Below are 22,407 nucleotides of genomic sequence, written 5' to 3'. Positions count from 1 at the left end.
GACCCCGGGCCCTTTCACATACCGGCCTCTTACTTCGACATCTTCAGCTTCTCGCCGAGCTGCTTCGACTGAAGCGTCATCGTCCGCTTCAGCCGCGGCCCGAACGGCTTCTCGACGAACTTGTGCATAAGCCAGGCCAGCGTCAGCAGGCTCGCCACCGACGCGAGGATCGTCAGGTAGGGGTCGAGGCCCCAGCCGCGGTGCAGGACCCGGATGAAGAACCAGCCCAGGTGCTCGTGGATCAGGTAGAAGGGGTACGTCAACGCGCCCGCGATCGTCAGCCAGTTCCAGTTCGCCCAGCGCGTCCAGCCCAGCGCGACCACCGCGACGGACGCGAAGGCGAGCAGCACGATGCCCTGGATCACGTACGGGTTCCGCACGAAGTCGCCCTGCGCGCCCGGGTGCCACAGGGCCGTCACCGAGTAGCGCTGGCCCAGCAGGAACGACATGCCGACGATGCCCCACAGGAGCAGGTCGCTGCCGTAACGGTGGATCAGGTAGAGGGCCAGGCCGCCGATGAAGAAGGGGGCGTGGTCGCGGAAGGTCAGTTCGGAGATCAGCGGGTTGTCGGCGACCCGGGCGAAGGCCCCGGCCAGCGTCCACAGGATGCAGAAGGTCACCACACGGCGGTAGGTGACGCCCTTCCAGACCACGAACAGCGCGAACAGCACGTAGAACTTGAGCTCCACCCACAGCGTCCAGCACACGCCCAGGACACGCGGCACGCCCAGCGGCTGCTGCATCATCGTGAGGTTGACGAGGAACTCGTCACCGCGGACGTGGTGCACGACCACCGGCATCGCGAACGAGGCGGCGGTGACCATGACGATCGCGACCCAGTACGCCGGGTAGAGGCGCGCGATGCGCGAGCGGAAGAAGTCGCCCAGCGTCTTGCCCCAGCTGCTCATGCAGATGACGAAGCCGCTGATGACGAAGAAGAACTGCACCCCGAGGCTGCCGTAGGTGGCGAACCGGGACAGGGTCGGGAACATCACACCGGGCGACTGGTGCCAGGACTCGGCGACCTGACCGTTCTTCCCGGCGAAGTGGTACATGCAGACCATGAGCGCGGCCACCAGCCGCAGTCCGTCCAGCGCCCTGAGCCGGCTGACCGGACGGGCGGCCTTGGCACCCTCGGCGGAGGGCGGAACAGCCGCCGGTTCGGCATCCCCGGACCGCGGTCCCGGCGGCGGAGCCGGGAGCGGGGGTGCCATGGTCTGGTCGGCCGCGGTCATCGGGTGGCCTTTCGCAGCGGGAACAGGAGAAGGAGACAAGCGAAGCTGACTCATCGACGGTAACCAGGAGAGTCAGGGGCAACCCAAAGAGGTAGCACAGAACTCTGACGGATGAATAACCGGTCAGCTCATTGACGTATCCACGCACTCGAAGGTTGCGCGCACGCCAACGCGTCGCCACCCGTCTCGTATACGAATCGGTGGCGACGCGTTCGGCAGATTAGATGCCCGCGGGGCCTGTTGTCACCGCTTCACTGTTTTGCTCAGCGCCCGGGCGCGGCGCGCGATCCGGCGCACGGTCGCGTTGCGCGGGATGAACGACAGCTGGGACGGCAGCGCGCCGGGCAGTGCCAGCGAGGTCAGGCGGCGGCGCTTGAAGTAGCGCCAGGTCTGCTCGGTGAGGTGCTTGGAGAGGTATGCCTCCGCCTCCGGGCGCAGCCTCGGGTAGATCCGGGGCTGCATGCAGAAGCCGATCGCCTTGATGAGCCCGGCGAGTTCCTTGCCGACCTGCTTGCCGGACGGCATCGACCACTTCTGCACGGCCTTGACGTCCGTGAGGTCGGGCAGCAGCACGTCCACGATGGTCAGCGGCACGCGGTTGCTGTTCTGGTACGGCGTGATCTTCTCCAGCACGGTGTCCGTGCCGACCCGGGCGACCGGGAGGCCGTACAGACCCGCCGCCGTGAACAGGCCGGTCGAGAAGCAGCCGACGACCAGCGCGGGGCGCAGCCGCTGGAAGAGGACCTCGGCGAGCACGGGCCGGTCCAGGACGGTCAGTTCGGCGCCGAGCTTCTTCGCCTCCGCCTCCAGCGAGCCCGACCAGGCGGCGGGCGCGGTCGGGTGCGGCTTGAAGACGAGCGCGCGGTGTCCGGCCTTGACGGCGCCGCGCACCATGCGCAGATGCAGCTCCTCCTCCTCGGCCGCGGTGAGGATGTCGAGCGCGGAGAGGTACTGGCCGAGGAGCAGCGCGGGCTGTTCCTTCGCGTCCTTCGCGGGGGCCGCGGTGATCCCCGGCTCGGCCTCGGCGAGTTCGCCCAGCACCTTCAGGAACACCTCGGTCGGCACCAGTTCGGCGGGCACGGCGAACTCGGTGAGCAGCAGCGGGGTGAGGCCCGGGACGAGGTCGAGGTGGAGCAGCCGCCCGATGCGGGTGCCGACCAGCGCGTCGATCTTCTCGCGGGTGGGGCCATAACTTATGAGGCCGTCCGCGTAGACGTCGACGGGGGCGCCGGTGAACAACTGGCACAGCGCCAGGGCCGGGTTGACCTGCACGGACTCGACGGCCAGCTGGATGTTGTCGTCACCGAGGTTCCACAGCATCCGCAGATGCCGTTCCCACAGCGGGACGTCGTCGGCGCGCGGGCCCCAGCCGCTGGGGTGGAACGGGGCGATCGTCTCGTTCCAGGACAGCACCTCGTCGAACCGCTCGCGCACCCGGTCGAAACCGGACATCGCGTCGACCCCGGGGGTGATCTCGGGGTTGGCCGCGTTGTTGGTGATGAGCAGGATCCGGCGGTCGGCCGGCTCGAAGAGCCCCGCGTCGAGGGCGGCGGCCAGCGTGGCGGCGCCGTACAGCGTCGACGCGCAGTAGATCTGGGTGGTGCGGGACATCAGACGGACACCGTCCCGGCGGACGCGGAGACGGGCCTGCGCCGCACCTTCCGCAGCCGGTTGGCCCGCTGGGCGTCCATCGAGTCGATGGCCTCCGCGAGGACGTCCTGCGGCATCCGCTTCAGCGCGGCGGCGCTCAGCGAGCGCAGTTTTCGGGCCACGGCGGGTTCGAACCTCTCGATCGCTCCGAGATGATGAGCCATGATCGCGCAGTAGGTGCGCACTGCTTTCGGCAGCAGCCTATCCGCCTCGGGGTCCCGGGCCGTCTCCTCGATCACCTGGTCGAAGGCCCGGATGAAGTCGAGTTGGCGAACATCACCGATTTGGGTGAGCGAGGAGGCGACACCACGCCGGTAGAACACGCCGAGCAGCCCCACGGCGGCGAACGACTCCGCCTCCCGGTGCAGCTTCCAGATCCACGGCCGGTCCTCCGCCGTACGCAGCCCGTCGGTGAAGTGCAGGATGCCGCGGTCGACGAGCCGGCGGTGGTAAATGCCCGCCCAGGCATAGGCGTAGTCGACGGAGGTGGAGCGGTCGGTCGGCAGGATCGCGTCCCGCGGCGACATCACCACCCCGCGCCGGCCGTGCGGAACCCGATGGATCGCCCGCGCCCTGCTGGTGCACTGGACATGATCCGTACGAACGAAATCGCAGCCCAAGTCCTCAATAGCGGCGAGGAGTTGAGGGAAATAGCCGGGAGCGAGCCAGTCGTCGCCGTCGAGGAACGTGAGGTATTCGCCACGCGCTTTGTCGATACCGGTGTTACGGGCGGTGGCCAGGCCTCCGTTCTTCTCGTGGCTGACCAGCACGGCGCCCGGCAGCTCGCGCTCTGCGCGCGCGAGGATGCTCGGAGTCTCGTCGCGCGAGCAGTCGTCGACGAGGATGAACTCGAAGTCCTCGCGCGCGTTGGCGCGCAGGCTCTTCAGAGTGTCGGGCGCGTATTGCTGCACGTTGTAGAACGGCACGATGACGGAGAGCTTGACCACGCGTCCGAGGTTAGAGCCTCTCCGGTGGTCTCACTTTACCCGGGGTTTGATGTCGGGTGAACTACATGTGTCGGGCCGGTGAATCAAGGGGGTTTCTGCACGTTTGACGTCTTGATTCAAGCCGACGCGACCTTTTGTTAACCCTTTGTTGCCCCCGGATTCGGCGGAAGCCCCCCATGTCGGCTTAAGGTCTTGGGCGTGCCAGCCAGTACCACGAGCCCCATGAGGGTCGCCGTCCTCGCCGATTCCGACACTCGGTGGAAATGGGGTGCGCTCACTGCCAGCCGTATTTCTCCTGATAATTCGGACATTCATCTTGACGGCTACCTCCTCAGAGGCCGGGCCACCCCCACCGCCCGCCAGCTCCAGGAGGTCGGGGTCAAGGCGGACTCCCTGCGTGAGGTGACCGCCCTCGAGTTCCTGCGGGCCATGGGCCAGGAGGAGCCGTACGACATCCTCGTGCTCGCCCTCGTCGGCGGCGGCGTCCAGGCGATGCTGCACGGCCTCGCGAAGGTGTGGGACGACACCGCCCTGCGCCCCGTCGTCGTCACCGGCTATGTCGGGGTCGTCTACGAAAAGCTCGCCGACGGTCTGCTGCTGCGCCACGGCGCCGACCTGGTCCTCGCGAACTCCCGTCAGGACGCCGACCGTTTCAAGGCCGTGTACGACGGAGTCGGTGCCGATTCGTCCTCTGTGACCGAAGTCGCACTCCCCTTCTTGGGCGGCTCGACGTACACAGGTGAGCATGGTCACCCTTATACGGTCGTCTTCGCCGCCCAGCCCTCCGTCCCGGAGAGCCGCAAGGACCGTACGTATCTGCTCGACCGGCTCGTGCAGCACGCCCGGCTGCACCCCGAGCGCGAGGTGCTGCTCAAGCTGCGCTCCAAGCCCGGCGAGCACACCACGCACATCGAGGAACTGCCCTACCAGAAACTGGCCCAGCGCGCAGACCTTCCGCCGAACTTCAAGCTCGTCTACGGGCACATGGGCGAGGTCCTGGACCGTACGGACCTGCTGGTCACGATGAGTTCCACGGCCGCGCTGGAGTCCCTGCACCGCAGCATCCCGACCGTCGTGCTGAGCGACCTGGGCGTGCGCGAGGCGCTCGGCAACCACCACTTCGTGGGCTCCGGCTGCCTCGCCTCCTGGGAGCAGTTGGACGCTGGTCACCAGCCCGTTCCGGACGCCGAGTGGGTGGCTCGCCAGGGCGTTGCCGCAGATGGCTCGTACGAGACTGCCTTCGACGCGGCACGCGACAGGATCGACCGACTTCTGGGATCCTCGAAGCTTCCGCCCCTGGCCCCGTACTACACACCGATGACGGCTCCCGGATATTTGCCGGGTATTCTCGCTCGGCACCACCTCGGCCCCGACGGCGTTCCGCTGCCCGGAGCCCCGGCCGCCGACAAGGAGCCGGGAGCGGTGCGGCAGATCGTGCGTCGCGCGGCCCGCGGCGCCTACCGGCACGGCGTGCAGCGCGTCGCGCCCGTGATCCGGCGCATGGGGGAGCTGTGACCGACCGGGTTCCCCCTCAGGCACGCGAACGTCAAGCACGCGAAGAGCGTCAAGGAGTACAGGCAATGTCCAAGCCGGAGTCCAACCCGCAAGCGGGCCGAGCGACCGCGCGGCCCCGCGTGCTCGCGGTGATCCCCGCGAGAGGCGGCTCCAAGGGCGTGCCCGCGAAGAACCTGCTGCCCGTCGGCGGGGTCCCGCTGGTCGCCCGCGCGGTGCGCGAGTGCCTCGCCGCCAAGCTGGTCACGGACGTCGTCGTCTCCACCGACGACCAGGCCATCGCCGCCGCCGCCCGCCAGGCCGGCGCCGAGGTCGTGCTGCGCCCCGCCGCCATCGCCGGTGACACCGCGACCTCCGAGGCCGCCGTCCTGCACGCCATGGACGCCCACGAGACGCTGCACAACGCCAAGGTCGACGTGGTCCTGCTCGTGCAGTGCACCAGCCCGTTCATCATCCGCGAGGACGTCGACGGCGTCGTCGGCGCGGTCGTGAACAACGGCGCGGACAGCGCGCTGACCGTCGCCCCCTTCCACGGCTTCATCTGGCGCGACGCCGCCGACGACCCGCAGCCGGCACCCGACGAGAGCGCGGCCGTCGAGGGCGGCGCCGACACCGTCACCGTGACCACGACGGAGTCGGTGACCGTCGGCGGCTATGGCGTAAATCACGACAAGTCCTTCCGGCCGCGCCGCCAGGACCGCCCCCAGGACCTCCTGGAGACCGGCGCCGTCTACGCGATGGACGCGGCGGGCTTCCGTAAGTCGAAGCACCGTTTCTTCGGTCACACCGAACCCGTGCGCACCGACCCGGCCCGTGTGCTGGAGATCGACGACCCGCACGACCTCGCCCGCGCCCGGGCCCTCGCGACGCTCTTCGACGCGGAACGCCCCGGCGCCCTCCCGACCGCCGACGACATCGACGCGGTCGTACTCGACTTCGACGGCACCCAGACCGATGACAGGGTGCTGATCGACTCCGAGGGACGGGAATTCGTCTCCGTGCACCGCGGAGACGGACTCGGCATCGCGGCTCTGCGCAAGAGCAGCCTCAAGATGCTGATCCTGTCCTCGGAACAGAACCCGGTCGTCGCCGCCCGCGCACGGAAGCTACAGCTGCCCGTGCTGCACGGCATCGACCGGAAAGACCTCGCGCTGAAGCAGTGGTGCGAGGAGCAGGGCATCGCGCCGGAGCGCGTGCTCTACGTCGGCAACGACGTCAACGACCTCCCGTGCTTCGCCCTCGTGGGCTGGCCCGTGGCGGTCGCGAGCGCCCACGACGTTGTGCGCGGCGCCGCACGCGCGGTCACCACCGTCCCCGGCGGCGACGGCGCGATCCGAGAGATCGCCAGCTGGATCCTCGGCCCCTCTCTCGACCCCCTCAACAAGAAGTAAGGACCAAAAGTCATGACCTCCACCCGCTTGCGCTCGTTCGGCTCGAAGACCGCCGGCCCCGGCCAGCCCGTCTACGTCTGCGGCGAGATCGGCATCAACCACAACGGTGACCTTGAGAACGCCTTCAAGCTGATCGACGTGGCCGCCGAAGCCGGCTGCGACGCGGTCAAGTTCCAGAAGCGCACCCCGGAGATCTGCACCCCGCGCGACCAGTGGGACATCGAGCGCGACACCCCCTGGGGCCGCATGACCTACATCGACTACCGCCACCGTGTGGAGTTCGGTGAGGACGACTACCGCCAGATCGACGCGCACTGCAAGAAGCGCGGCATCGACTGGTTCGCCTCCCCGTGGGACACCGAGGCCGTCGCGTTCCTGGAGCAGTTCGACGTCCCGGCCCACAAGGTCGCCTCCGCGTCCCTGACGGACGACGAGCTGCTCGTCGCCCTGCGCAAGACCGGCCGTACGGTCATCCTGTCGACGGGTATGTCCACCCCGAAGCAGATCCGCCACGCGGTCGAGGTGCTGGGCAGCGACAACATCCTGCTCTGCCACGCGACGTCGACGTACCCGGCGAAGGCCGAGGAGCTCAACCTCCGCGTCATCAACACGCTGGAGAAGGAGTACCCGAACGTCCCGATCGGTTACTCCGGCCACGAGACCGGCCTCCAGACCACCCTCGCGGCGGTCGCCCTCGGCGCCACCTTCGTCGAGCGTCACATCACCCTCGACCGCGCGATGTGGGGCTCCGACCAGGCCGCCTCCGTCGAGCCGCAGGGCCTGACCCGCCTCGTCCGCGACATCCGGATCATCTCGGAGTCCCTCGGCGACGGCGTCAAGAAGGTCTACGAGTCCGAGATCGGCCCGATGAAGAAGCTGCGTCGTGTCTCCGGCGTCATCGCCGACGCGGAGATCGCGGCTGCCGCGGGCGAGCCCGTCACCGCCTGATCCGCACCTCTCAGCGGCTTCACCGGCGCCAGCCGGTGACCACTGTCGTCCAGCGGATCCCCCAGTCCGTACTCACGGAAGCGACGGTCGTACGTCGATGAGCCCTCGCGCCGGTACCACCGGCCCCCAAACTCTCGCCTTCGTCGAGAGCCCGGTCCAGCTCCTGAACGTGCTGGAATGGGCGCATGTGCATGCGCATGCGCTCAGCCCGGAGGGGGCCGGCGGTCCGGCGTCGGCTGTTTCCGCCCGCGAAAAGGGCAAAGTCCCCGGGCAGGCGTCCCGCCGCTGGCGCAGAGGCCAGAGCCGGCCGACGGTCCACCGGGAACCCGCTGCGGGCGGACTGACCCTGGTGGTCCTGTCCCCGGTCGACCCGATGACCCGGGGCCAGCTGCGCCGCATGGCCGAACTCGCCCGCGACGAGGGCCACGAGGTCCGCTGGGAGGACGCGCGCGCCGGAACGTCGGCCCCGTTCCGCACGATCGGCGGCCTGGCGCCCCTGCTGCGCCGCACACAGCGGATCGTCATGGGAGACCCGTTCTCCCGCTACGTACAGGTACTTCTCAACATCACCAAGGCCCGTGACCTCGTCGTGGTCGACGACGGCACGGCGACCATGGAGTTCGTCTCCCAACTGGCGCGCGGCGAGCGCCTGGTGCGCTGGCACCGCAAGTCCCGCCGCCCCGGGGCGCGGGACCTGCTGTTCATCCCGGTGTCCTCGAAGGCCCGCCGCCGGCTGACCCCGGGCGGCAAGCGCCGGGTCGAGATCTTCTCCTCGATGCCGATCGAGGACACCCCGAAGGGCGTCGAGGTCACCTCCAACGACTTCGCCTGGACCCGCTCCCGCTTCGGGCCCCCGCACATCTCCGAGGGCGCCGACATGGTCGGCACCTCACTGGTGGAGACGGGCGTGGTCGACGCCGATCGCTATCGCGAAGCGGTCCGCACCCTCGCCAAGGCCCACGGCGTGACCCGCTACTTCGCGCACCGCCGCGAGAGCCCCGAGAAACTCCACGACCTGGCGGCCTGCACGGGCCTTGAGGTGGTCCGCCCGGACCTCCCCCTGGAACTGATCGCCCGCAGAGGCCCCATCGGCCGTACGATCCTCAGCTTCCCGTCGACGGTCGTCCACACCCTCCCCCTGGCCCTGGCCGGCACGGACGTCAAGGTCGCGGTCTGCGACATCGACCCGGCCTGGCTGACGGCGAACGCCTCCCCGAGGGCCCAGGGCTTCCTGTCGGGCGTCACGGGCTCGGCCCGGGACGTACAGCGGGTGTCGACGGAGTCGGAACACCCGGCAAAGGAAGCGAAGGCGACGGGCTGACGCCCGCCCTAATTCCTTACATCCATCACCTTCATCACGCAGAACTCGTTGCCCTCCGGGTCCAGCAGCACGACGTGGTCGTCGTAGCGGGCCAAGACGGTGGCGCCCAGAGCCGTGAGCCGGTCCAGTTCGGTGGCCAGGTAGGGCGTCGACAGGTCCAGGTGGACCCGGTTCTTGACGCGCTTGGACTCCGGGACGAGCTGGACGAACAGGCGGGGACCGCCGTCCCGCGGCTCCAGCAGGACCGTCGGGTCGTCCTCCGGGCCGTCGATGCCCATCGCCCGCAACCGGGCCAGTTCCGCCTCGTCGTACGGGGCGACGGCGTACCCGTCGAGGGCGGCGGCCCAGAAGCGGGCCAGTGAGGCGGGGTGGGCCGAGTCGATGACGATGTCGCGGAGGCGCGCCATACGCCCATGATGCGGCCCACGCGCCCCGGCTACACCGGTTTCCGCGCCAGCAGGAACGCCCGCTGCCGTGTCTCCTCCTCGTACGGCTCCCGGATCGTCTGCGCCTGCACGGTCAGGCCCGCCTTGGTCAGGAGTTCGGCGACCCGGTCCGGCGTACGGAACCAGTAGTCCAGCGACATCTCGTGGCCGAAGCGTTCCGAGAGGTGCAGATGGCCGTCGTCGGCGCCCGCCTGGAAGCCGAGCAGGACATGGCCGCCGGGGGCCAGGACCCGGTGGAACTCCGTGAACACCGTGGGCAGATCGCTGTCCGGGACGTGGATGATCGAGTAGAGGGCCAGCACTCCGCCGAGGGTCTCGTCGGGGAGGTCCAGGGAGGTCATCGAGCCGACGTGGAACCGGAGTTCGGGGTGGGCGCGGCGGGCCAGCGCCACCATGCGTGGCGACAGGTCCACGCCGAACACCGGTACGCCGAGGGCGTGCAGTCTCGCGGTCACATAGCCGGGGCCCGAGCCGACGTCCGCGACGGGCTCGGGGCCCTCGGCCCGCACCAGCTCGGCGAAGGCGGCGACCAGGGCGCGGTCCAGGGGGAGGTCCGCCAGGTGGTCCGCGTATCGCTCTGTGTAGTCGGCGGCCATGGCGTCGTAGGACGCGCGGGTGGCGTGGATGAAGTCATGGGTCGGGGCGGTCACGGGGGTGCACGTTACCCGGGGCCGGTGCGGGGAAGGGGGCGTTTTCACGGGCTGCGGCGAGTGTGGGCGAGTGTTCACGCGGTGTGCCCTCGGTCGTTCATGTGCCGTGACCGTGGTCGTTTCGGTGGGTGGACAGATCCGGCGGGGCGACCGGGCGCGTGGCATCGTGGAGGGAGGGTGGACGGACACGGGTGCCCGGAAAGTGCCCGCATGATCCGAATCGGCCGGAAAGGCGGGCGAGTTTACCCACTCCAGTGCGCGAATATGCCTCCGGCGGCCAGGTTTTCTTCCCCTATCGGGTTGAACTTTTGTTGATCGTGGGTCAGTTGACCGCCCGGGCGTCCTACCCTTCAGAGGGTGAACAATCTGATGTCCCGAGAGTCCGAGGCCGATCTCCCCGGGGAAGCCGCGCTTCCCGGCACACTGCCGGACGCGTTGCGCGCCGAACTCGTCGCGTTCCGGCGTGACTTGCACATGCACCCGGAGCTGGGCAACCAGGAGTTCCGCACCACCGCCGCGATCAAGGAACGGCTTGAGAAGGCCGGCCTGAAGCCGCGCGTGCTCTCCATCGGAACCGGGCTCATCTGTGACATCGGCGACATCGATGCCGGTTCGGAGGGGCCGGGCAGCGGAACCGTTCCGCCCATGCTGGCCCTGCGTGCCGACATCGACGCCCTGCCCATCCCGGACACGAAGAGTGAGTGCGCGTACCGCTCCACCGTGCCCGACCGCGCCCACGCCTGCGGCCACGACATCCACACGACCGTCGTCCTCGGCGCCGGACTCGTGCTCGCCGAACTGCACCGGCAGGGCCGGCTGCCACGGCCGGTGCGGCTGCTCTTCCAGCCCGCCGAGGAGATCCTGCCCGGCGGCGCCACCGACGCCATCGACTGCGGAGTGCTCGACGGGGTCGGGCGGATCATCGCCGTGCACTGCGACCCGAAGGTCGACGCCGGCCGCATCGGACTGCGCCACGGCCCCATCACCTCGGCCTGCGACCGCCTGGAGGTCTCCCTCGACGGCGCCGGCGGCCACACCGCACGCCCCCACCTCACCACCGACCTCGTCACCGCCGCCGCCCGCGTCGTCACCGACGTGCCCGCGCTGGTCGCCCGGCGCGTCGACGCCCGCAGCGGCCTCGCCGTGACCTGGGGCCGGATCGAGTCGGGGCACGCCTGCAACGTGATCCCGCAGCACGCCGAACTCTCCGGGACCGTGCGCTGCCTCGACCTCGACGCCTGGCACCAGGCACCCGACCTGGTCCACGCGGCCATCGACGAGATCGCCAACCTGCACCGGGCCAAGTCCGAGATCAACTACGTGCGCGGGGTGCCGCCCGTCGTCAACGACCCGGTGATCACCGAGCTGTTGCGCGACGCCATGACCGCCCGGTGCGGCGCCCACTCCATCGAGACCACCGAACAGAGCCTCGGCGGCGAGGACTTCTCCTGGTATCTGGAGCAGGTGCCCGGCGCGATGGCCCGGCTCGGCGTGCGCAGCCCGGGGGAGCGCGGGGTGCGTGATCTGCACCAGGGCGACTTCGACGCCGACGAGCACGCGATCACGGTCGGCGTGGAGCTGTTCACGGCCGCCGCACTGATCGACGGACAGCGGTAGGAACGCCGGGGGAGGGGGTGCTGACAGGTGCCCCGCTCGGCACCCCTCCCCACATCCCTTACGTACTCCTTCGTCCCTTTGTTTCACTCCGGCGTAACCCTGAGTGGGCAAACGTAACCCCCCTCGGCACGAATCGATAACGGCCTTTCGAAACCCCGTTCCCCTCCCTTTCTACGCGCGTTACTGTGCGCCGCAATCGCTGCCGTAGGTGGCGTATTGGGTAAGCGGGCCGGGGACGGTGCCGTGGGGATGAAGGGGTGCCTGCTGTGCGTCTTATTTCTCGGAGGACTCGGTTCTCACAAGCTGCGGTGACCGTCGCGGTCATCGCCCTCACGGCTGTCGGCTGCGGTGAGTCGAGCACCAGCTCGGGCACCTCCGACGAGGAGTCCGGCAAGTACACCGGCAAGGGCATCGGCCTCGCCTACGACATCGGCGGCAAGGGCGACCAGTCCTTCAACGACGCCGCCTACGCCGGCTTCGAGAAGGCCACCACGGAGTTCAAGATGGGCGGCCGGGACATCGAGCCGCAGGACGGCGAGTCCGACGCGGACAAGGTCCAGCGCCTCACCCAGCTCGCCCAGGCCGGCTACAACCCGGTGATCGGCGTCGGCTACATCTACGCGCCCGCCGTCAAGGAGGTCGCCGCCAAGTTCCCGAAGGTGACCTTCGGCATCATCGACGACGAGCAGGTCAGCGCGAAGAACGTCGCCGACATGGTCTTCACCGAGGAGCAGGCCTCCTACCTGGCCGGCGTCGCCGCCGCCAAGGCGACGAAGAAGAACCACATCGGCTTCATCGGCGGCGTGGACATGCCGCTCATCCACAAGTTCGAGGCGGGCTTCGTCCAGGGCGCCAAGTCCATCACCCCGAACATCAAGATCGAGTCGCAGTACCTCACCGAGACGGCCCAGGAGGGCGGCTTCTCCAGCCCCGACAAGGGCAAGGGCGCGGCCAGCGGCCAGATAGAGGCCGGCGCCGACGTGATCTACCACGCGGCCGGCCTGTCCGGTCAGGGCGTGATCTCCGAGGCCGCGAGCAAGAAGGTCTGGGCGATCGGCGTCGACTCCGACCAGTACGGCCAGCAGGCGCTCGCCGAGTACAAGGACTACATCCTCGGCTCGGCCCTGAAGAACGTCGGCGGCGCGGTCTACGACCTGGCCAAGTCCGTGTACGAGGGCAAGCCGCTGTCCGGCGTCCAGCGCGGCGACCTCAAGTCGGGCGGCGTCGGGTTCGCCGACTCCAACCCGAAGTACAAGGCGATGACCGACGTCGTGGCCGCGGTCGACAAGGCCAAGCAGGACATCATCGACGGCAAGGTCACCGTCAACACCAAGTGACGACAGGCGGCGCCCCGGTCCACGAGACCGGGGCGCTGTCCGTCGTACAGGAACAGATCAAGGGCGGACGCGGCTCACGCCATCCAGAAGAAGACCGCCGTCATCCGCTTCTCCTCCAGCGTCGTCCCGCAGTAACCGGTCGCGCTGTGCACGAGGTTGGCGTTGTACAGGAGCAGGCGGTTGTACCTGTGGGGGACCCGTACGTCCTCCTCGAAGGCGTCCGGTGTCACGAACCGGGTGCCCAGCGCCTCGACCAGGCTGTTGTGCGGGGCCTGGACCGTGTTGCCGCCCAGCCGGCCGCCGGGCAGGGACTGGCGGAAGAAGCTCGTCCCGCAGTCCTTGGGGACGCCCGGGTTGAGGTAGAGCACCGCCGCGTACCGGCACAGCGACCGTGAGTCCGTGTGCGGGCGGGGCGTGCTCTCGCCCTCGCCGACCACCTGGACGCAGTTGTGGTTGAGGGTGCCGCCGCCGGGCGTCCGCTGCACCCACAGTTCCTTCGCACCGGTCGCCTGCCGCACCAGCCGCTCGATCCGCCCCAGCTCGGCGGGTTCGAGGCCCGGCATGGCCCGCAGCCCGGGCCAGCTCTCCGACGTGTACGGGTAACCCTTGGTCCAGTCGTCCTTGGCGAGACACCGCTCGCGTACGGCGTCCACGTCGGGCAGGACGTCGTCGAGGACCCAGTAGTCGCGGCCCTTGGTGGGCTTGCGGTACGGCAGCACGGGAAGGGTCGCGGGGGCTCTGGGGGGAGGGGGTGGCTGTGGGGGCATGGGCCAGAACGTAGGGCGGGCTTGGTTTTGTCTGTGTCTGTACTCGGTCAACCTTCCGTCGGCTTTGGTCAACCTTCGGTCAGCGGACCGCCGTACCGCTGGCCCTTGATACACCCGGCCGGGCATCGTTCCTGCACATACGCCCCTTGCCTCCCGTGAGGCGCGCCTTCCTGTCCGTAATGTGGGCCGCGACTGCGGCCACAGCTCGATAACGGACCGGACAGTTGGGGTTTTCCGTCTGGTCTACGCGCGTTACGCTGCGGCGGAACCAGCGCCTGGTATGGCGCTTGCACAAAGGAGTCCCTTCCCATGCGCCGGCTGTCCCGAATCGCGGTTGCGGGTATCGCGTCCGCCACCCTCGCCGTCATCGCCACTGGCTGTGGCAGCTCGTCCTCCTCCTCGTCGTCCTCCAGCAGCAGCGACAGCGGCAAGGGCCTCGCCCTCGCCTACGACGTCGGCGGCAAGGGCGACCAGTCCTTCAACGACGCCGCGACCGCCGGCATGGACAAGGCCGACGCGGAGTTCGGCTACAAGAGCACCGCCGTCGAGCCGCAGGACGGTGAGTCGGACGCCGACAAGGCCCAGCGCCTGGAGCAGCTCGCCAAGCAGGGCTACAACCCGGTCATCGGCGTCGGCTTCGCCTACGCGCCCGCCGTCAAGGAGGTCGCCGCCAAGTTCCCGAAGGTGACCTTCGGTGTCGTCGACGACGAGCAGATCAAGGCCGACAACGTCGCCGACATGGTCTTCACCGAGGAGCAGGGCTCCTACCTCGCCGGTGTCACGGCCGCCCTCACCACCAAGACGAACGTCGTCGGCTTCGTCGGCGGTGTGGACATCCCGCTGATCCACAAGTTCGAGGCGGGCTACAAGCAGGGCGTCGAGGACACCAAGAAGGGCATCACGGTCAAGTCGCAGTACCTGACCGAGACCGCGCAGGAGGGCGGCTTCTCCAGCCCTGACAAGGGTGAGAACGCGGCCGAGGGCATGATCGACGACAAGGCGGACGTCATCTACGCCGCCGCCGGTCTCTCCGGCCAGGGCGTCATCAAGGCCGCCGCCGCGAACAAGATCTGGGCGATCGGTGTCGACTCGGACCAGTACAAGCAGGACGCGCTGGCCAAGTACAAGGACTCGATCCTGACGTCGGCCATGAAGGACGTCGCGGGCGCCGTCTACAACCTGGCCAAGTCGGTCAAGGACGGCAAGCCGGAGACCGGTGTCGTCCGCGCGGACCTCGCCTCGGGCGGTGTCGGCCTGGCCGACTCCAACCCGGTCTTCAAGGACAACGCCACCCTCCAGGCCGCGCTGGCGAAGGCGGAGGCCGGCATCAAGGACGGTTCGATCAAGGTCAAGACCTCCTGAAGTCAGGGGACTTGAGCGTGGTCCACGAGGCGCTGTAATAACAGCGTTACGGCCATGGAACGGGGCGCGGAGAGGATGACCAATCCGCGCCCCGTTCACGCGGCAGAATGCTCGGAACGGATCGGTACGGATCAATCAGTAAATGATCAAGTCCGGTCGGGTCCGGGCACTATTTAAAGCAGGGGCGCTACGCGCGTAGAGAGGCCCCTTTCCAGAGGAGAGTGCGCCATCGACGCGTCCAGCAGCCCTCCGCTCGCCGCGCAATCGACTACCGCGGTCGAGCTGACGGGCATCACCAAGCGGTTCCCCGGTGTCGTCGCCAACCACGACATCCACCTCACGGTGAAGAAGGGCACCGTCCACGCCCTCGTCGGCGAGAACGGGGCCGGCAAGTCCACCCTGATGAAGATCCTCTACGGCATGCAGAAGCCGGACGAGGGCACCATCGCGGTCGACGGCGAGCAGGTGGCCTTCTCCTCGCCGGCCGACGCCATCGCACGCGGCATCGGCATGGTCCACCAGCACTTCATGCTCGCGGACAACCTCACCGTCCTGGAGAACGTGGTCCTGGGCAGCGAGAAGCTCCACGGCATCGGCGGCGGCGCCCGCCGGAAGATCAAGGAGATCTCCGACCGCTACGGGCTGAACGTCCGCCCGGACGTCCTCGTCGAGGACCTCGGCGTCGCCGACCGCCAGCGCGTCGAGATCCTCAAGGTCCTCTACCGCGGCGCCAAGACCCTCATCCTCGACGAGCCGACCGCCGTCCTCGTCCCGCAGGAGGTCGACGCCCTCTTCGAGAACCTGCGCGAACTCAAGTCCGAGGGCCTGGCCGTCATCTTCATCTCCCACAAGCTGGGCGAGGTCCTGTCGGTCGCCGACGAGATCACCGTCATCCGGCGCGGTACGACGGTCGGCACGGCCGTCCCCGCCGACACGACCCCGCGTCAGCTCGCCGAGCTGATGGTGGGCAGCGAGCTGCCGACGCCGGAGACCGCGGAGTCGACGGTGACGGACCGGCCCGTGATCGAGGTGCGCGACCTCGTCGTCATCGACAAGGGCACGATCCAGCTCAGCAACCAGGCCTCGGCCGGCCTGCTGATGTCCGAGGTGGAGCGCGGCACGGTGAAGCTCGCCGTCGACAACGTCTCCTTCACCATCCACGCGGGCGAGGTGCTCGGCATCGCCGGCGTCGAGGGCAACGGCCAGACCGAGCTGATCGAGGCGCTCATCGGCCTCAAGAACGCCGACTCCGGCACCATCGCCCTGGCCGGCGACGAGATCACCCCCTGGCCCACCCGCAAGCGCCGCGAGCACGGCATCGGCTACATCCCCGAGGACCGCCACCGCCACGGCCTCCTCCTCGAAGCCCCACTGTGGGAGAACCGCATCCTCGGCCATGTCACCGAGAAGCCCAACAGCAAGGGCAAGCGCGGCTTCTGGCTCGACCCGAAGGGCGCCCAGGAGGACACCCGCCGCATCGTCGAGGCGTACGACGTCCGCACACCCGGCATCGACGTCACCGCCGCCTCGCTGTCCGGCGGCAACCAGCAGAAGCTGATCGTCGGCCGCGAGATGACCCACAAGCCGCGCTTCCTGATCGCCGCCCACCCCACCCGGGGTGTGGACGTCGGCGCCCAGGCACAGATCTGGGACCAGATCCGCGAGGCCCGCCGCGAAGGCCTGGCCGTCCTGCTGATCTCCGCCGACCTGGACGAGCTGATCGGCCTGTCGGACACCCTGCGCGTCATCTACAACGGCAGGCTGGTCGCCGACGCCGACCCGGCCACCATCACGCCGGAAGAGCTGGGCTCGGCCATGACGGGTGCCGCGACCGGCCACCTGGAGCACGTCGAGTCCGGGGAGGACGAGGCCCGATGAAGAAGTTCGACAAGGAGCGGCTGCTCCTGGCGGTGGCCGGGCCGGTCATCGCGCTCGTCGCGGCGATCGCCCTGACCTCGGTGGTGCTGCTCGCCTCGGGCCGCAACCCGTTCGAGCCGTACTCCCTGATGCTGGAGCAGGCGTCGTTCTCCGACGTCCAGGTCCTCATCGTCAACCAGGCGTCGATGTACTACATCGCCGCCCTCGCGGTCGCCCTCGGCTTCCGGATGAACCTGTTCAACATCGGCGTCGACGGCCAGTACCGCCTCGGCGCGATGATGTCGGCCGCCGTGGGCGCGAACATCTCGCTCCCGTCCTTCCTCCAGATCCCCCTGCTCCTCCTGGTCGCCATGCTCACCGGCGCCTTCTGGGCCGGTATCGCGGGCATCCTGAAGGTCACCCGGGGCGTGAGCGAGGTCGTCGCGACGATCATGCTGAACGCGATCGCCACCAGCCTCATCGGCTGGCTGATGCTCTCCGACAACTGGGGCGTCCAGGTCGGCAACAACAACACGACCGGTGTGATGAAGGAGTCCGGCTGGTTCCCGGGCATCGACCTCGGCGCGGACGTCGGCGAGATCTACGGCCTGGTCTTCCTCGCCGTCCTCCTCGGCATCCTGTTCTGGTTCGTCCTCAACCGCACCCGCTTCGGCTTCGACCTGCGGGCCACCGGCGAGTCCGAGTCGGCAGCCGCCGCCTCCGGCGTCGACGCCAAGCGCATGGTGTTGATCTCCATGCTGATCTCCGGCGGTGTGGCGGGCATGGCCGGCCTGCCGCTGCTGCTCGGCGAGGTCCACACCTACAGCCTGAGCTTCCCCGCGGGTCTCGGCTTCACCGCCATCGGCATCGCCCTCCTCGGCCGCAACAACCCCGGCGGCATCGCGTTCGCCGCGCTGCTGTGGGCCTTCCTCGACAAGGCGTCCCCCGCCCTCGACTACGCGACCCCGGTGGCGTACGAGAAGGAGATCGCCACCATCATGCAGGGCCTGATCGTCTTCGCGGTCGTCATCTCGTACGAGGCCGTACGTCAGTGGGGTCTGCGCCGCCAGCAGCGTCAGGTCGGCGCCGAACTGGCCGCGGCCGCCGCCGACAACAACTCCACCCAGAAGGAGGTGGCGGCCCGATGAGCACCCAGACCATCGCCAAGCCGCAGGCGCAGCAGCCCGGCAAGGGCAGCCGCCGGATCTCGCTCCCGGTACTCCTGCTGATCATCGCGGGCGTGCTGGTCCTGACGTCGGTCGTCCGTCTGATCACCGGCGCCGACGGCATCACCTCCACCGGCCAGATGTCCACGGCCCTCCGCCTCGCCGTCCCGATCGGCCTGGCCGGCCTCGGCGGTCTGTGGTCCGAGCGCGCGGGCGTCGTCAACATCGGCCTCGAAGGCATGATGATCCTCGGCACCTGGTTCGGTGCCTGGGCCGGCTACCAGTGGGGCCCGTGGACGGGCATCGTCTTCGGCATCATCGGCGGTGCCCTCGGTGCCGTCCTGCACGCCATCGCGACGGTGACCTTCAACGTCAACCACATCGTCTCCGGTGTGGCCATCAACATCCTGGCCCTCGGCACCGCCCGCTACCTCTCGAAGTTCACCTTCGAGAACGCCGAGGGCGGCTCCTCCAAGCAGTCCCCGCCGATCGACTCCCTCGGCACCTTCGACATCCCAGGGCTGTCGAGCTGGCTGGACACGCTCAACCAGAAGCACTGGTTCCTGATCTCCGACATCGGGGGCCTCCTGGGCGGTCTGGTCACGGACCTCTCCCCGCTGACGGTCATCGCGGTGGCCCTCGTACCCGGCACCTGGTGGGTCCTGTGGCGCACCGCCTTCGGCCTGCGCCTGCGCTCCTGCGGCGAGAACCCGGTGGCGGCGGAGTCATTGGGCGTCAACGTCTACAAGTACAAGTACCTCGCCGTGATCATCTCGGGCGGCTTCGCCGGCCTCGGCGGCGCGTTCCTGTCGATCGTCGCCTCGAACGTGTACCTCGACGGCCAGACGGCGGGGCGCGGCTACATCGGCCTCGCCGCGATGATCTTCGGCAACTGGATGCCGGGCGGACTCGCCCTCGGCGCGGGCCTGTTCGGCTACACCGACAGCCTCAACCTGCGCGGCGGCACGACCAACGTGCACGCGCTGATCCTGCTCCTGGCGATCCTGCTGGTGGTCGGCGTGGCCTACCTGGTGTGGAAGAAGCGGTACGTGCCCGCCGTGATCACCGCGGTCATCTCGGCCCTGATGTTCTTCTGGTACGCCGACACGAACGAGGTCCCGCGTCAGCTCGTGACGGCGGCGCCGTACATCGTGACCCTGCTGGTCCTCTCCTTCTCGGCGCAACGCCTGCGGATGCCCAAGGCGGACGGCATGCCGTACCGCAGGGGGCAGGGCAAGTGAGCGCCTCCGGGGCCGACTGGGAGAAGCTGCGGGCGGTGGCACGGGACGCGATGTCCCGGGCGTACGCCCCCTACTCCGGCTACCCGGTCGGCGCCGCGGCCCTGGTCGACGACGGCCGCACGGTCTCGGGCTGCAACGTCGAGAACGCGTCGTACGGGCTGGGCCTGTGCGCCGAGTGCGGCCTGGTCTCCGAACTCCAGCTCACGGGCGGCGGCCGGCTGACGCACTTCACATGCGTCGACGGCAAGGGCGACATCCTCGTCCCGTGCGGCCGCTGCCGACAGCTGCTGTACGAGTTCGGGGGCGCGACCCTGCTCCTGGAGACCCCGGCGGGCATCCTGCCCCTCTCCGAGATGCTTCCCCAGGCCTTCGGCCCGGACCATCTCACCAAGTAACTCCCGTACGGCCCCCTGGAGTTGGTCGGCTGAGTTGATCAGTCACTCGGACTCCGGGGGGCCGCACAGTTTCGCAGAACGACCGGTTCTCAGAACTACTGGAACCACCGGAAGGAAGCCAAGCCATGGCCATGGACGTCATCTCCGTCATCCGCACCAAGCGGGACCGCGGCGAACTCGGTGACGAGCAGATCGACTGGGTCATCGACGCGTACACGCGTGGCGAGGTCGCCGACGAGCAGATGTCCGCGCTCGCCATGGCGATCCTCCTGAACGGCATGAACCGCCGCGAGATCGCCCGCTGGACGGCGGCGATGATCGCGTCCGGCGAGCGCATGAACTTCGACGCCCTGTCCCGCCCGACGGCCGACAAGCACTCCACGGGCGGCGTGGGCGACAAGATCACCCTGCCGCTGGCCCCCCTGGTGGCGGCGTGCGGGGCGGCCGTACCGCAGCTCTCGGGCCGGGGCCTCGGCCACACGGGCGGCACCCTGGACAAGCTGGAGTCGATCCCGGGCTGGCGCGCCCTGCTCTCCAACGAGGAGATGCTGCACGTCCTGGACTCGACGGGCGCCGTGATCTGCGCGGCGGGCGACGGTCTGGCCCCGGCCGACAAGAAGCTCTACGCGCTGCGGGACGTGACGGGCACGGTGGAGGCCATCCCGCTGATCGCCTCGTCGATCATGTCGAAGAAGATCGCGGAGGGTACCGGCTCCCTGGTCCTGGACGTGAAGGTGGGCACGGGCGCCTTCATGAAGACGATCGAGGACGCGAGGGAGTTGGCGTCCACGATGGTGGGCCTGGGCACCGACCATGGTGTTCGCACGGTGGCCCTCCTGACCGACATGTCGACTCCACTCGGTCTGACGGCGGGCAACGCGCTGGAGGTACGGGAGTCGGTCGAGGTCCTGGCAGGCGGCGGCCCGGCCGATGTGGTCGAACTGACACTCGCCCTGGCCCGCGAGATGCTCGACGCGGCCGGTGTGAAGGACGCCGACCCGGCCAAGGCGCTGGCCGACGGTTCGGCGATGGACGTCTGGCGCCGCATGATCGCGGCCCAGGGCGGCGACCCGGACGCCCCCCTGCCCACGTCGAAGGAGCAGCACGTCATCAAGGCCCCGGCCTCGGGCGTCCTGACCCGCCTCGACGCGTACGGCGTCGGCGTCGCCGCCTGGCGGCTCGGCGCGGGGCGTGCGCGCAAGGAGGACCCGGTGCAGGCGGGCGCGGGTGTGGAACTCCACGCCAAGCCGGGCGACACGGTCACGGCGGGCCAGCCCCTTCTGACCCTCCACACGGACACCCCGGAGCGCTTCGAGTACGCCCTCCAGGCGGTCGAGGGCTCGTACGACATCAGGGCGGCGGGGACGGACTTCGCGGCGGCGCCGGTGGTGCTGGAGCGGATCGCCTGAGCCGGTAGACGTGCGGCCTGGGAGGCGTGCGGCCTGGGAGGGGGGAGACCTCTCCCAGGCTCTGGTGGTCAGCCCAGTAGCGCGGCCACGACCACCAGCACCGGTACGGCAAGGATCGTCGACAGCAGGATCGACTCGCGGGCCAGGGTCTCCGCCACGCGGTAGCGGCCCGCGTACGTGAACAGGTTCTGTGCGGCGGGCAGCGCCGAGGTCACCACCACGTCGAGCAGGGGCGCGCCGCGCAGGCCGAAGACACCCGCGCCCAGCGCCCAGGCGGCCAACGGCTGACCGACCGACTTCAGGGCGACCGACAGCAGTACGGGAGTCCGCTCGGAGCCCCGCAACGGCAAGGTGCTGCCGCTCAGCGATATCCCGAAGGCCAGCAGCACCGCGGGCACGGACATGTTCCCGATCAGGGTCAGCGGGTCCATGACCGGCGCGGGGACGGTGAGCCCTGTCGCCGACACCAGCACCCCGGAGAGCGAGCCGACGGCGATCGGATTGCGCAACGGCGTGATCAACTGCCGCCAGAGCGGCCCCTTCTCGCCGGTGCTCGTGAGATCGAGGACGGTCAGCGCGATCGGCGTGACCACGATCTGCTGGAAGAGCAGCACCGGCGCGACGAGCGAGGCGTCCCCCAGCACATACACGGCGATCGGGATACCGAGGTTGCCGGAGTTGACATAGCTGGAGCAGAGGGCGCCGATCGTCGTACGCCCGATGCCCCAGCGGCGTACGACGCCCACCGCGATGAAGACACTCGCCGCCGCGATCGTGCTCAGCGCGGTGACCAGCAGCCGGCTGGAGAAGATCACCGACAGGTCGGCCTTGGCGAGCGTGGTGAACAGCAGGGCCGGGGTCGCCACGTGGAAGGCGAGCTTGGTCAGGACCTCGCGTCCGTTGTCCCCGAGGTAGCCGCGCAGCCCGATGGCATAACCGACGCCGATGACCACGGCGATCACCGCGAACCCGGTCAACACCCCCTGCACGGAGCCTCCTTCGCGGGCGGGGAGGGAAGGAGGCCGTGGGGTATCGCGGGCGGGGCCGGTTCGTGGGGCATACACGCACTCTCCGGGGGAGGAGGGGCGCGAGTCAAAGCGATCTCAACGGGTGGGCGAGGTGCGCAGGAGTCGGGGTGGCGATTAGTTACGGGTGC

Annotated in this window: 19 protein-coding genes; 12 read left to right on the top strand and 7 right to left on the bottom strand. The window is 69.1% G+C overall.

Annotated features, from left to right (window positions below):
* Positions 1-29: 29 nt before the first annotated feature.
* The 3 genes from OG787_RS16780 to OG787_RS16770 form a co-directional block, all read right to left on the bottom strand.
* Positions 30-1,235 carry an acyltransferase family protein gene (locus OG787_RS16780; protein WP_369036595.1) on the bottom strand — a complete coding sequence of 402 codons (1,206 nt, stop codon included), beginning with the start codon at positions 1,233-1,235 and terminating at the stop codon, positions 30-32.
* A 243-nt stretch (positions 1,236-1,478) separates the two neighbouring features.
* The gene (locus OG787_RS16775; RefSeq protein ID WP_369036596.1) at positions 1,479-2,846 is read right to left on the bottom strand and encodes a polysialyltransferase family glycosyltransferase; all 1,368 of its coding nucleotides are present in this window, start codon (positions 2,844-2,846) and stop codon (positions 1,479-1,481) included.
* Positions 2,846-3,832 carry a glycosyltransferase family 2 protein gene (locus tag OG787_RS16770; RefSeq protein ID WP_369036597.1) on the bottom strand — a complete coding sequence of 329 codons (987 nt, stop codon included), beginning with the start codon at positions 3,830-3,832 and terminating at the stop codon, positions 2,846-2,848. Before OG787_RS16770 ends, OG787_RS16775 begins: the two co-directional genes overlap by 1 nt.
* A gap of 198 nt (positions 3,833-4,030) precedes the next feature.
* On the opposite strand from OG787_RS16770, the gene OG787_RS16765 reads away from it, so the two are divergent.
* The 4 genes from OG787_RS16765 to OG787_RS16750 all read left to right on the top strand — a co-directional run bounded on the left by OG787_RS16765 (position 4,031) and on the right by OG787_RS16750 (position 9,004).
* Positions 4,031-5,347, top strand: coding sequence for a DUF6716 putative glycosyltransferase (locus tag OG787_RS16765; protein ID WP_369036598.1), 1,317 nt, complete (start codon positions 4,031-4,033; stop codon positions 5,345-5,347).
* A gap of 65 nt (positions 5,348-5,412) precedes the next feature.
* Positions 5,413-6,735, top strand: a complete 1,323-nt coding sequence (locus OG787_RS16760; RefSeq protein WP_405535629.1) for a cytidylyltransferase domain-containing protein — start codon at positions 5,413-5,415, stop codon at positions 6,733-6,735.
* A gap of 12 nt (positions 6,736-6,747) precedes the next feature.
* Positions 6,748-7,683, top strand: a complete 936-nt coding sequence (locus OG787_RS16755; RefSeq protein WP_369036600.1) for an N-acetylneuraminate synthase family protein — start codon at positions 6,748-6,750, stop codon at positions 7,681-7,683.
* Positions 7,684-7,780: 97 nt separating this feature from the next.
* The gene (locus OG787_RS16750; protein WP_369036601.1) at positions 7,781-9,004 is read left to right on the top strand and encodes a hypothetical protein; all 1,224 of its coding nucleotides are present in this window, start codon (positions 7,781-7,783) and stop codon (positions 9,002-9,004) included.
* 8 nt (positions 9,005-9,012) lie between these two features.
* On the opposite strand, the gene OG787_RS16745 is transcribed toward OG787_RS16750, so the two are convergent.
* Both OG787_RS16745 and OG787_RS16740 read right to left on the bottom strand, forming a co-directional pair.
* Positions 9,013-9,411, bottom strand: coding sequence for a VOC family protein (locus tag OG787_RS16745; RefSeq protein WP_405535628.1), 399 nt, complete (start codon positions 9,409-9,411; stop codon positions 9,013-9,015).
* Positions 9,412-9,440: 29 nt separating this feature from the next.
* Positions 9,441-10,100 (bottom strand): class I SAM-dependent methyltransferase, encoded by a 660-nt coding sequence (locus OG787_RS16740; RefSeq protein WP_369036603.1) that lies wholly within the window; start codon positions 10,098-10,100, stop codon positions 9,441-9,443.
* A gap of 369 nt (positions 10,101-10,469) precedes the next feature.
* Here OG787_RS16740 and OG787_RS16735 point away from each other — a divergent pair, with 369 nt between their 5' ends.
* The gene (locus OG787_RS16735) at positions 10,470-11,717 is read left to right on the top strand and encodes a M20 family metallopeptidase (protein ID WP_369036615.1); all 1,248 of its coding nucleotides are present in this window, start codon (positions 10,470-10,472) and stop codon (positions 11,715-11,717) included.
* A gap of 308 nt (positions 11,718-12,025) precedes the next feature.
* Entirely contained in the window at positions 12,026-13,054 is a 1,029-nt protein-coding gene (locus OG787_RS16730; RefSeq protein ID WP_369036604.1) for a BMP family protein, read from the top strand.
* A 74-nt stretch (positions 13,055-13,128) separates the two neighbouring features.
* Here the strand turns inward: OG787_RS16730 and OG787_RS16725 are convergent, their stop codons facing one another.
* Positions 13,129-13,821 carry a DUF6445 family protein gene (locus OG787_RS16725; RefSeq protein WP_369036605.1) on the bottom strand — a complete coding sequence of 231 codons (693 nt, stop codon included), beginning with the start codon at positions 13,819-13,821 and terminating at the stop codon, positions 13,129-13,131.
* A 309-nt stretch (positions 13,822-14,130) separates the two neighbouring features.
* On the opposite strand from OG787_RS16725, the gene OG787_RS16720 reads away from it, so the two are divergent.
* The 6 genes from OG787_RS16720 to OG787_RS16695 all read left to right on the top strand — a co-directional run bounded on the left by OG787_RS16720 (position 14,131) and on the right by OG787_RS16695 (position 21,251).
* Positions 14,131-15,183 carry a BMP family protein gene (locus OG787_RS16720; RefSeq protein WP_369036606.1) on the top strand — a complete coding sequence of 351 codons (1,053 nt, stop codon included), beginning with the start codon at positions 14,131-14,133 and terminating at the stop codon, positions 15,181-15,183.
* 228 nt (positions 15,184-15,411) lie between these two features.
* Positions 15,412-17,061: an ABC transporter ATP-binding protein gene (locus tag OG787_RS16715; RefSeq protein WP_369036616.1), complete on the top strand. Its 1,650-nt coding sequence runs from the start codon at positions 15,412-15,414 to the stop codon at positions 17,059-17,061.
* On the top strand, positions 17,058-18,188 hold the full coding sequence (locus OG787_RS16710; protein ID WP_405535627.1) for an ABC transporter permease: 1,131 nt from the start codon (positions 17,058-17,060) through the stop codon (positions 18,186-18,188). The genes OG787_RS16715 and OG787_RS16710 overlap by 4 nt, the downstream gene beginning before the upstream one ends.
* Positions 18,185-19,447, top strand: coding sequence for an ABC transporter permease (locus OG787_RS16705; protein ID WP_369036608.1), 1,263 nt, complete (start codon positions 18,185-18,187; stop codon positions 19,445-19,447). Before OG787_RS16710 ends, OG787_RS16705 begins: the two co-directional genes overlap by 4 nt.
* Complete coding sequence (locus tag OG787_RS16700; protein WP_369036609.1) at positions 19,444-19,842, top strand: cytidine deaminase; 399 nt, start codon at positions 19,444-19,446, stop codon at positions 19,840-19,842. The genes OG787_RS16705 and OG787_RS16700 overlap by 4 nt, the downstream gene beginning before the upstream one ends.
* Positions 19,843-19,967: 125 nt before the next feature.
* Positions 19,968-21,251, top strand: coding sequence for a thymidine phosphorylase (locus tag OG787_RS16695; RefSeq protein ID WP_405535626.1), 1,284 nt, complete (start codon positions 19,968-19,970; stop codon positions 21,249-21,251).
* Between the two features lie 68 nt (positions 21,252-21,319).
* On the opposite strand, the gene OG787_RS16690 is transcribed toward OG787_RS16695, so the two are convergent.
* Positions 21,320-22,240: an AEC family transporter gene (locus OG787_RS16690; RefSeq protein WP_369036611.1), complete on the bottom strand. Its 921-nt coding sequence runs from the start codon at positions 22,238-22,240 to the stop codon at positions 21,320-21,322.
* Between the last annotated feature and the right edge of the window lie 167 nt (positions 22,241-22,407).

The organism is Streptomyces sp. NBC_00075 (assembly GCF_045041225.1).
Taxonomy (GTDB): domain Bacteria; phylum Actinomycetota; class Actinomycetes; order Streptomycetales; family Streptomycetaceae; genus Streptomyces; species Streptomyces adonidis.
This window is presented reverse-complemented; position numbering and strand designations above follow the sequence as displayed.

Bases quoted from the DNA above. Each gene is read 5' to 3' on its own strand.
- OG787_RS16755 (WP_369036600.1), top strand. From the start codon at position 6,748: ATGACCTCCACCCGCTTGCGCTCGTTCGGCTCGAAGACCGCCGGCCCC.
- OG787_RS16695 (WP_405535626.1), top strand. From the start codon at position 19,968: ATGGCCATGGACGTCATCTCCGTCATCCGCACCAAGCGGGACCGCGGC.
- OG787_RS16780 (WP_369036595.1), bottom strand. From the start codon at position 1,235: ATGACCGCGGCCGACCAGACCATGGCACCCCCGCTCCCGGCTCCGCCG.
- OG787_RS16745 (WP_405535628.1), bottom strand. From the start codon at position 9,411: ATGGCGCGCCTCCGCGACATCGTCATCGACTCGGCCCACCCCGCCTCA.
- OG787_RS16725 (WP_369036605.1), bottom strand. From the start codon at position 13,821: ATGCCCCCACAGCCACCCCCTCCCCCCAGAGCCCCCGCGACCCTTCCC.
- OG787_RS16705 (WP_369036608.1), top strand. From the start codon at position 18,185: ATGAGCACCCAGACCATCGCCAAGCCGCAGGCGCAGCAGCCCGGCAAG.
- OG787_RS16750 (WP_369036601.1), top strand. From the start codon at position 7,781: ATGAGCCCTCGCGCCGGTACCACCGGCCCCCAAACTCTCGCCTTCGTC.
- OG787_RS16735 (WP_369036615.1), top strand. From the start codon at position 10,470: ATGTCCCGAGAGTCCGAGGCCGATCTCCCCGGGGAAGCCGCGCTTCCC.
- OG787_RS16775 (WP_369036596.1), bottom strand. From the start codon at position 2,846: ATGTCCCGCACCACCCAGATCTACTGCGCGTCGACGCTGTACGGCGCC.
- OG787_RS16720 (WP_369036606.1), top strand. From the start codon at position 14,131: ATGCGCCGGCTGTCCCGAATCGCGGTTGCGGGTATCGCGTCCGCCACC.
- OG787_RS16710 (WP_405535627.1), top strand. From the start codon at position 17,058: ATGAAGAAGTTCGACAAGGAGCGGCTGCTCCTGGCGGTGGCCGGGCCG.
- OG787_RS16760 (WP_405535629.1), top strand. From the start codon at position 5,413: ATGTCCAAGCCGGAGTCCAACCCGCAAGCGGGCCGAGCGACCGCGCGG.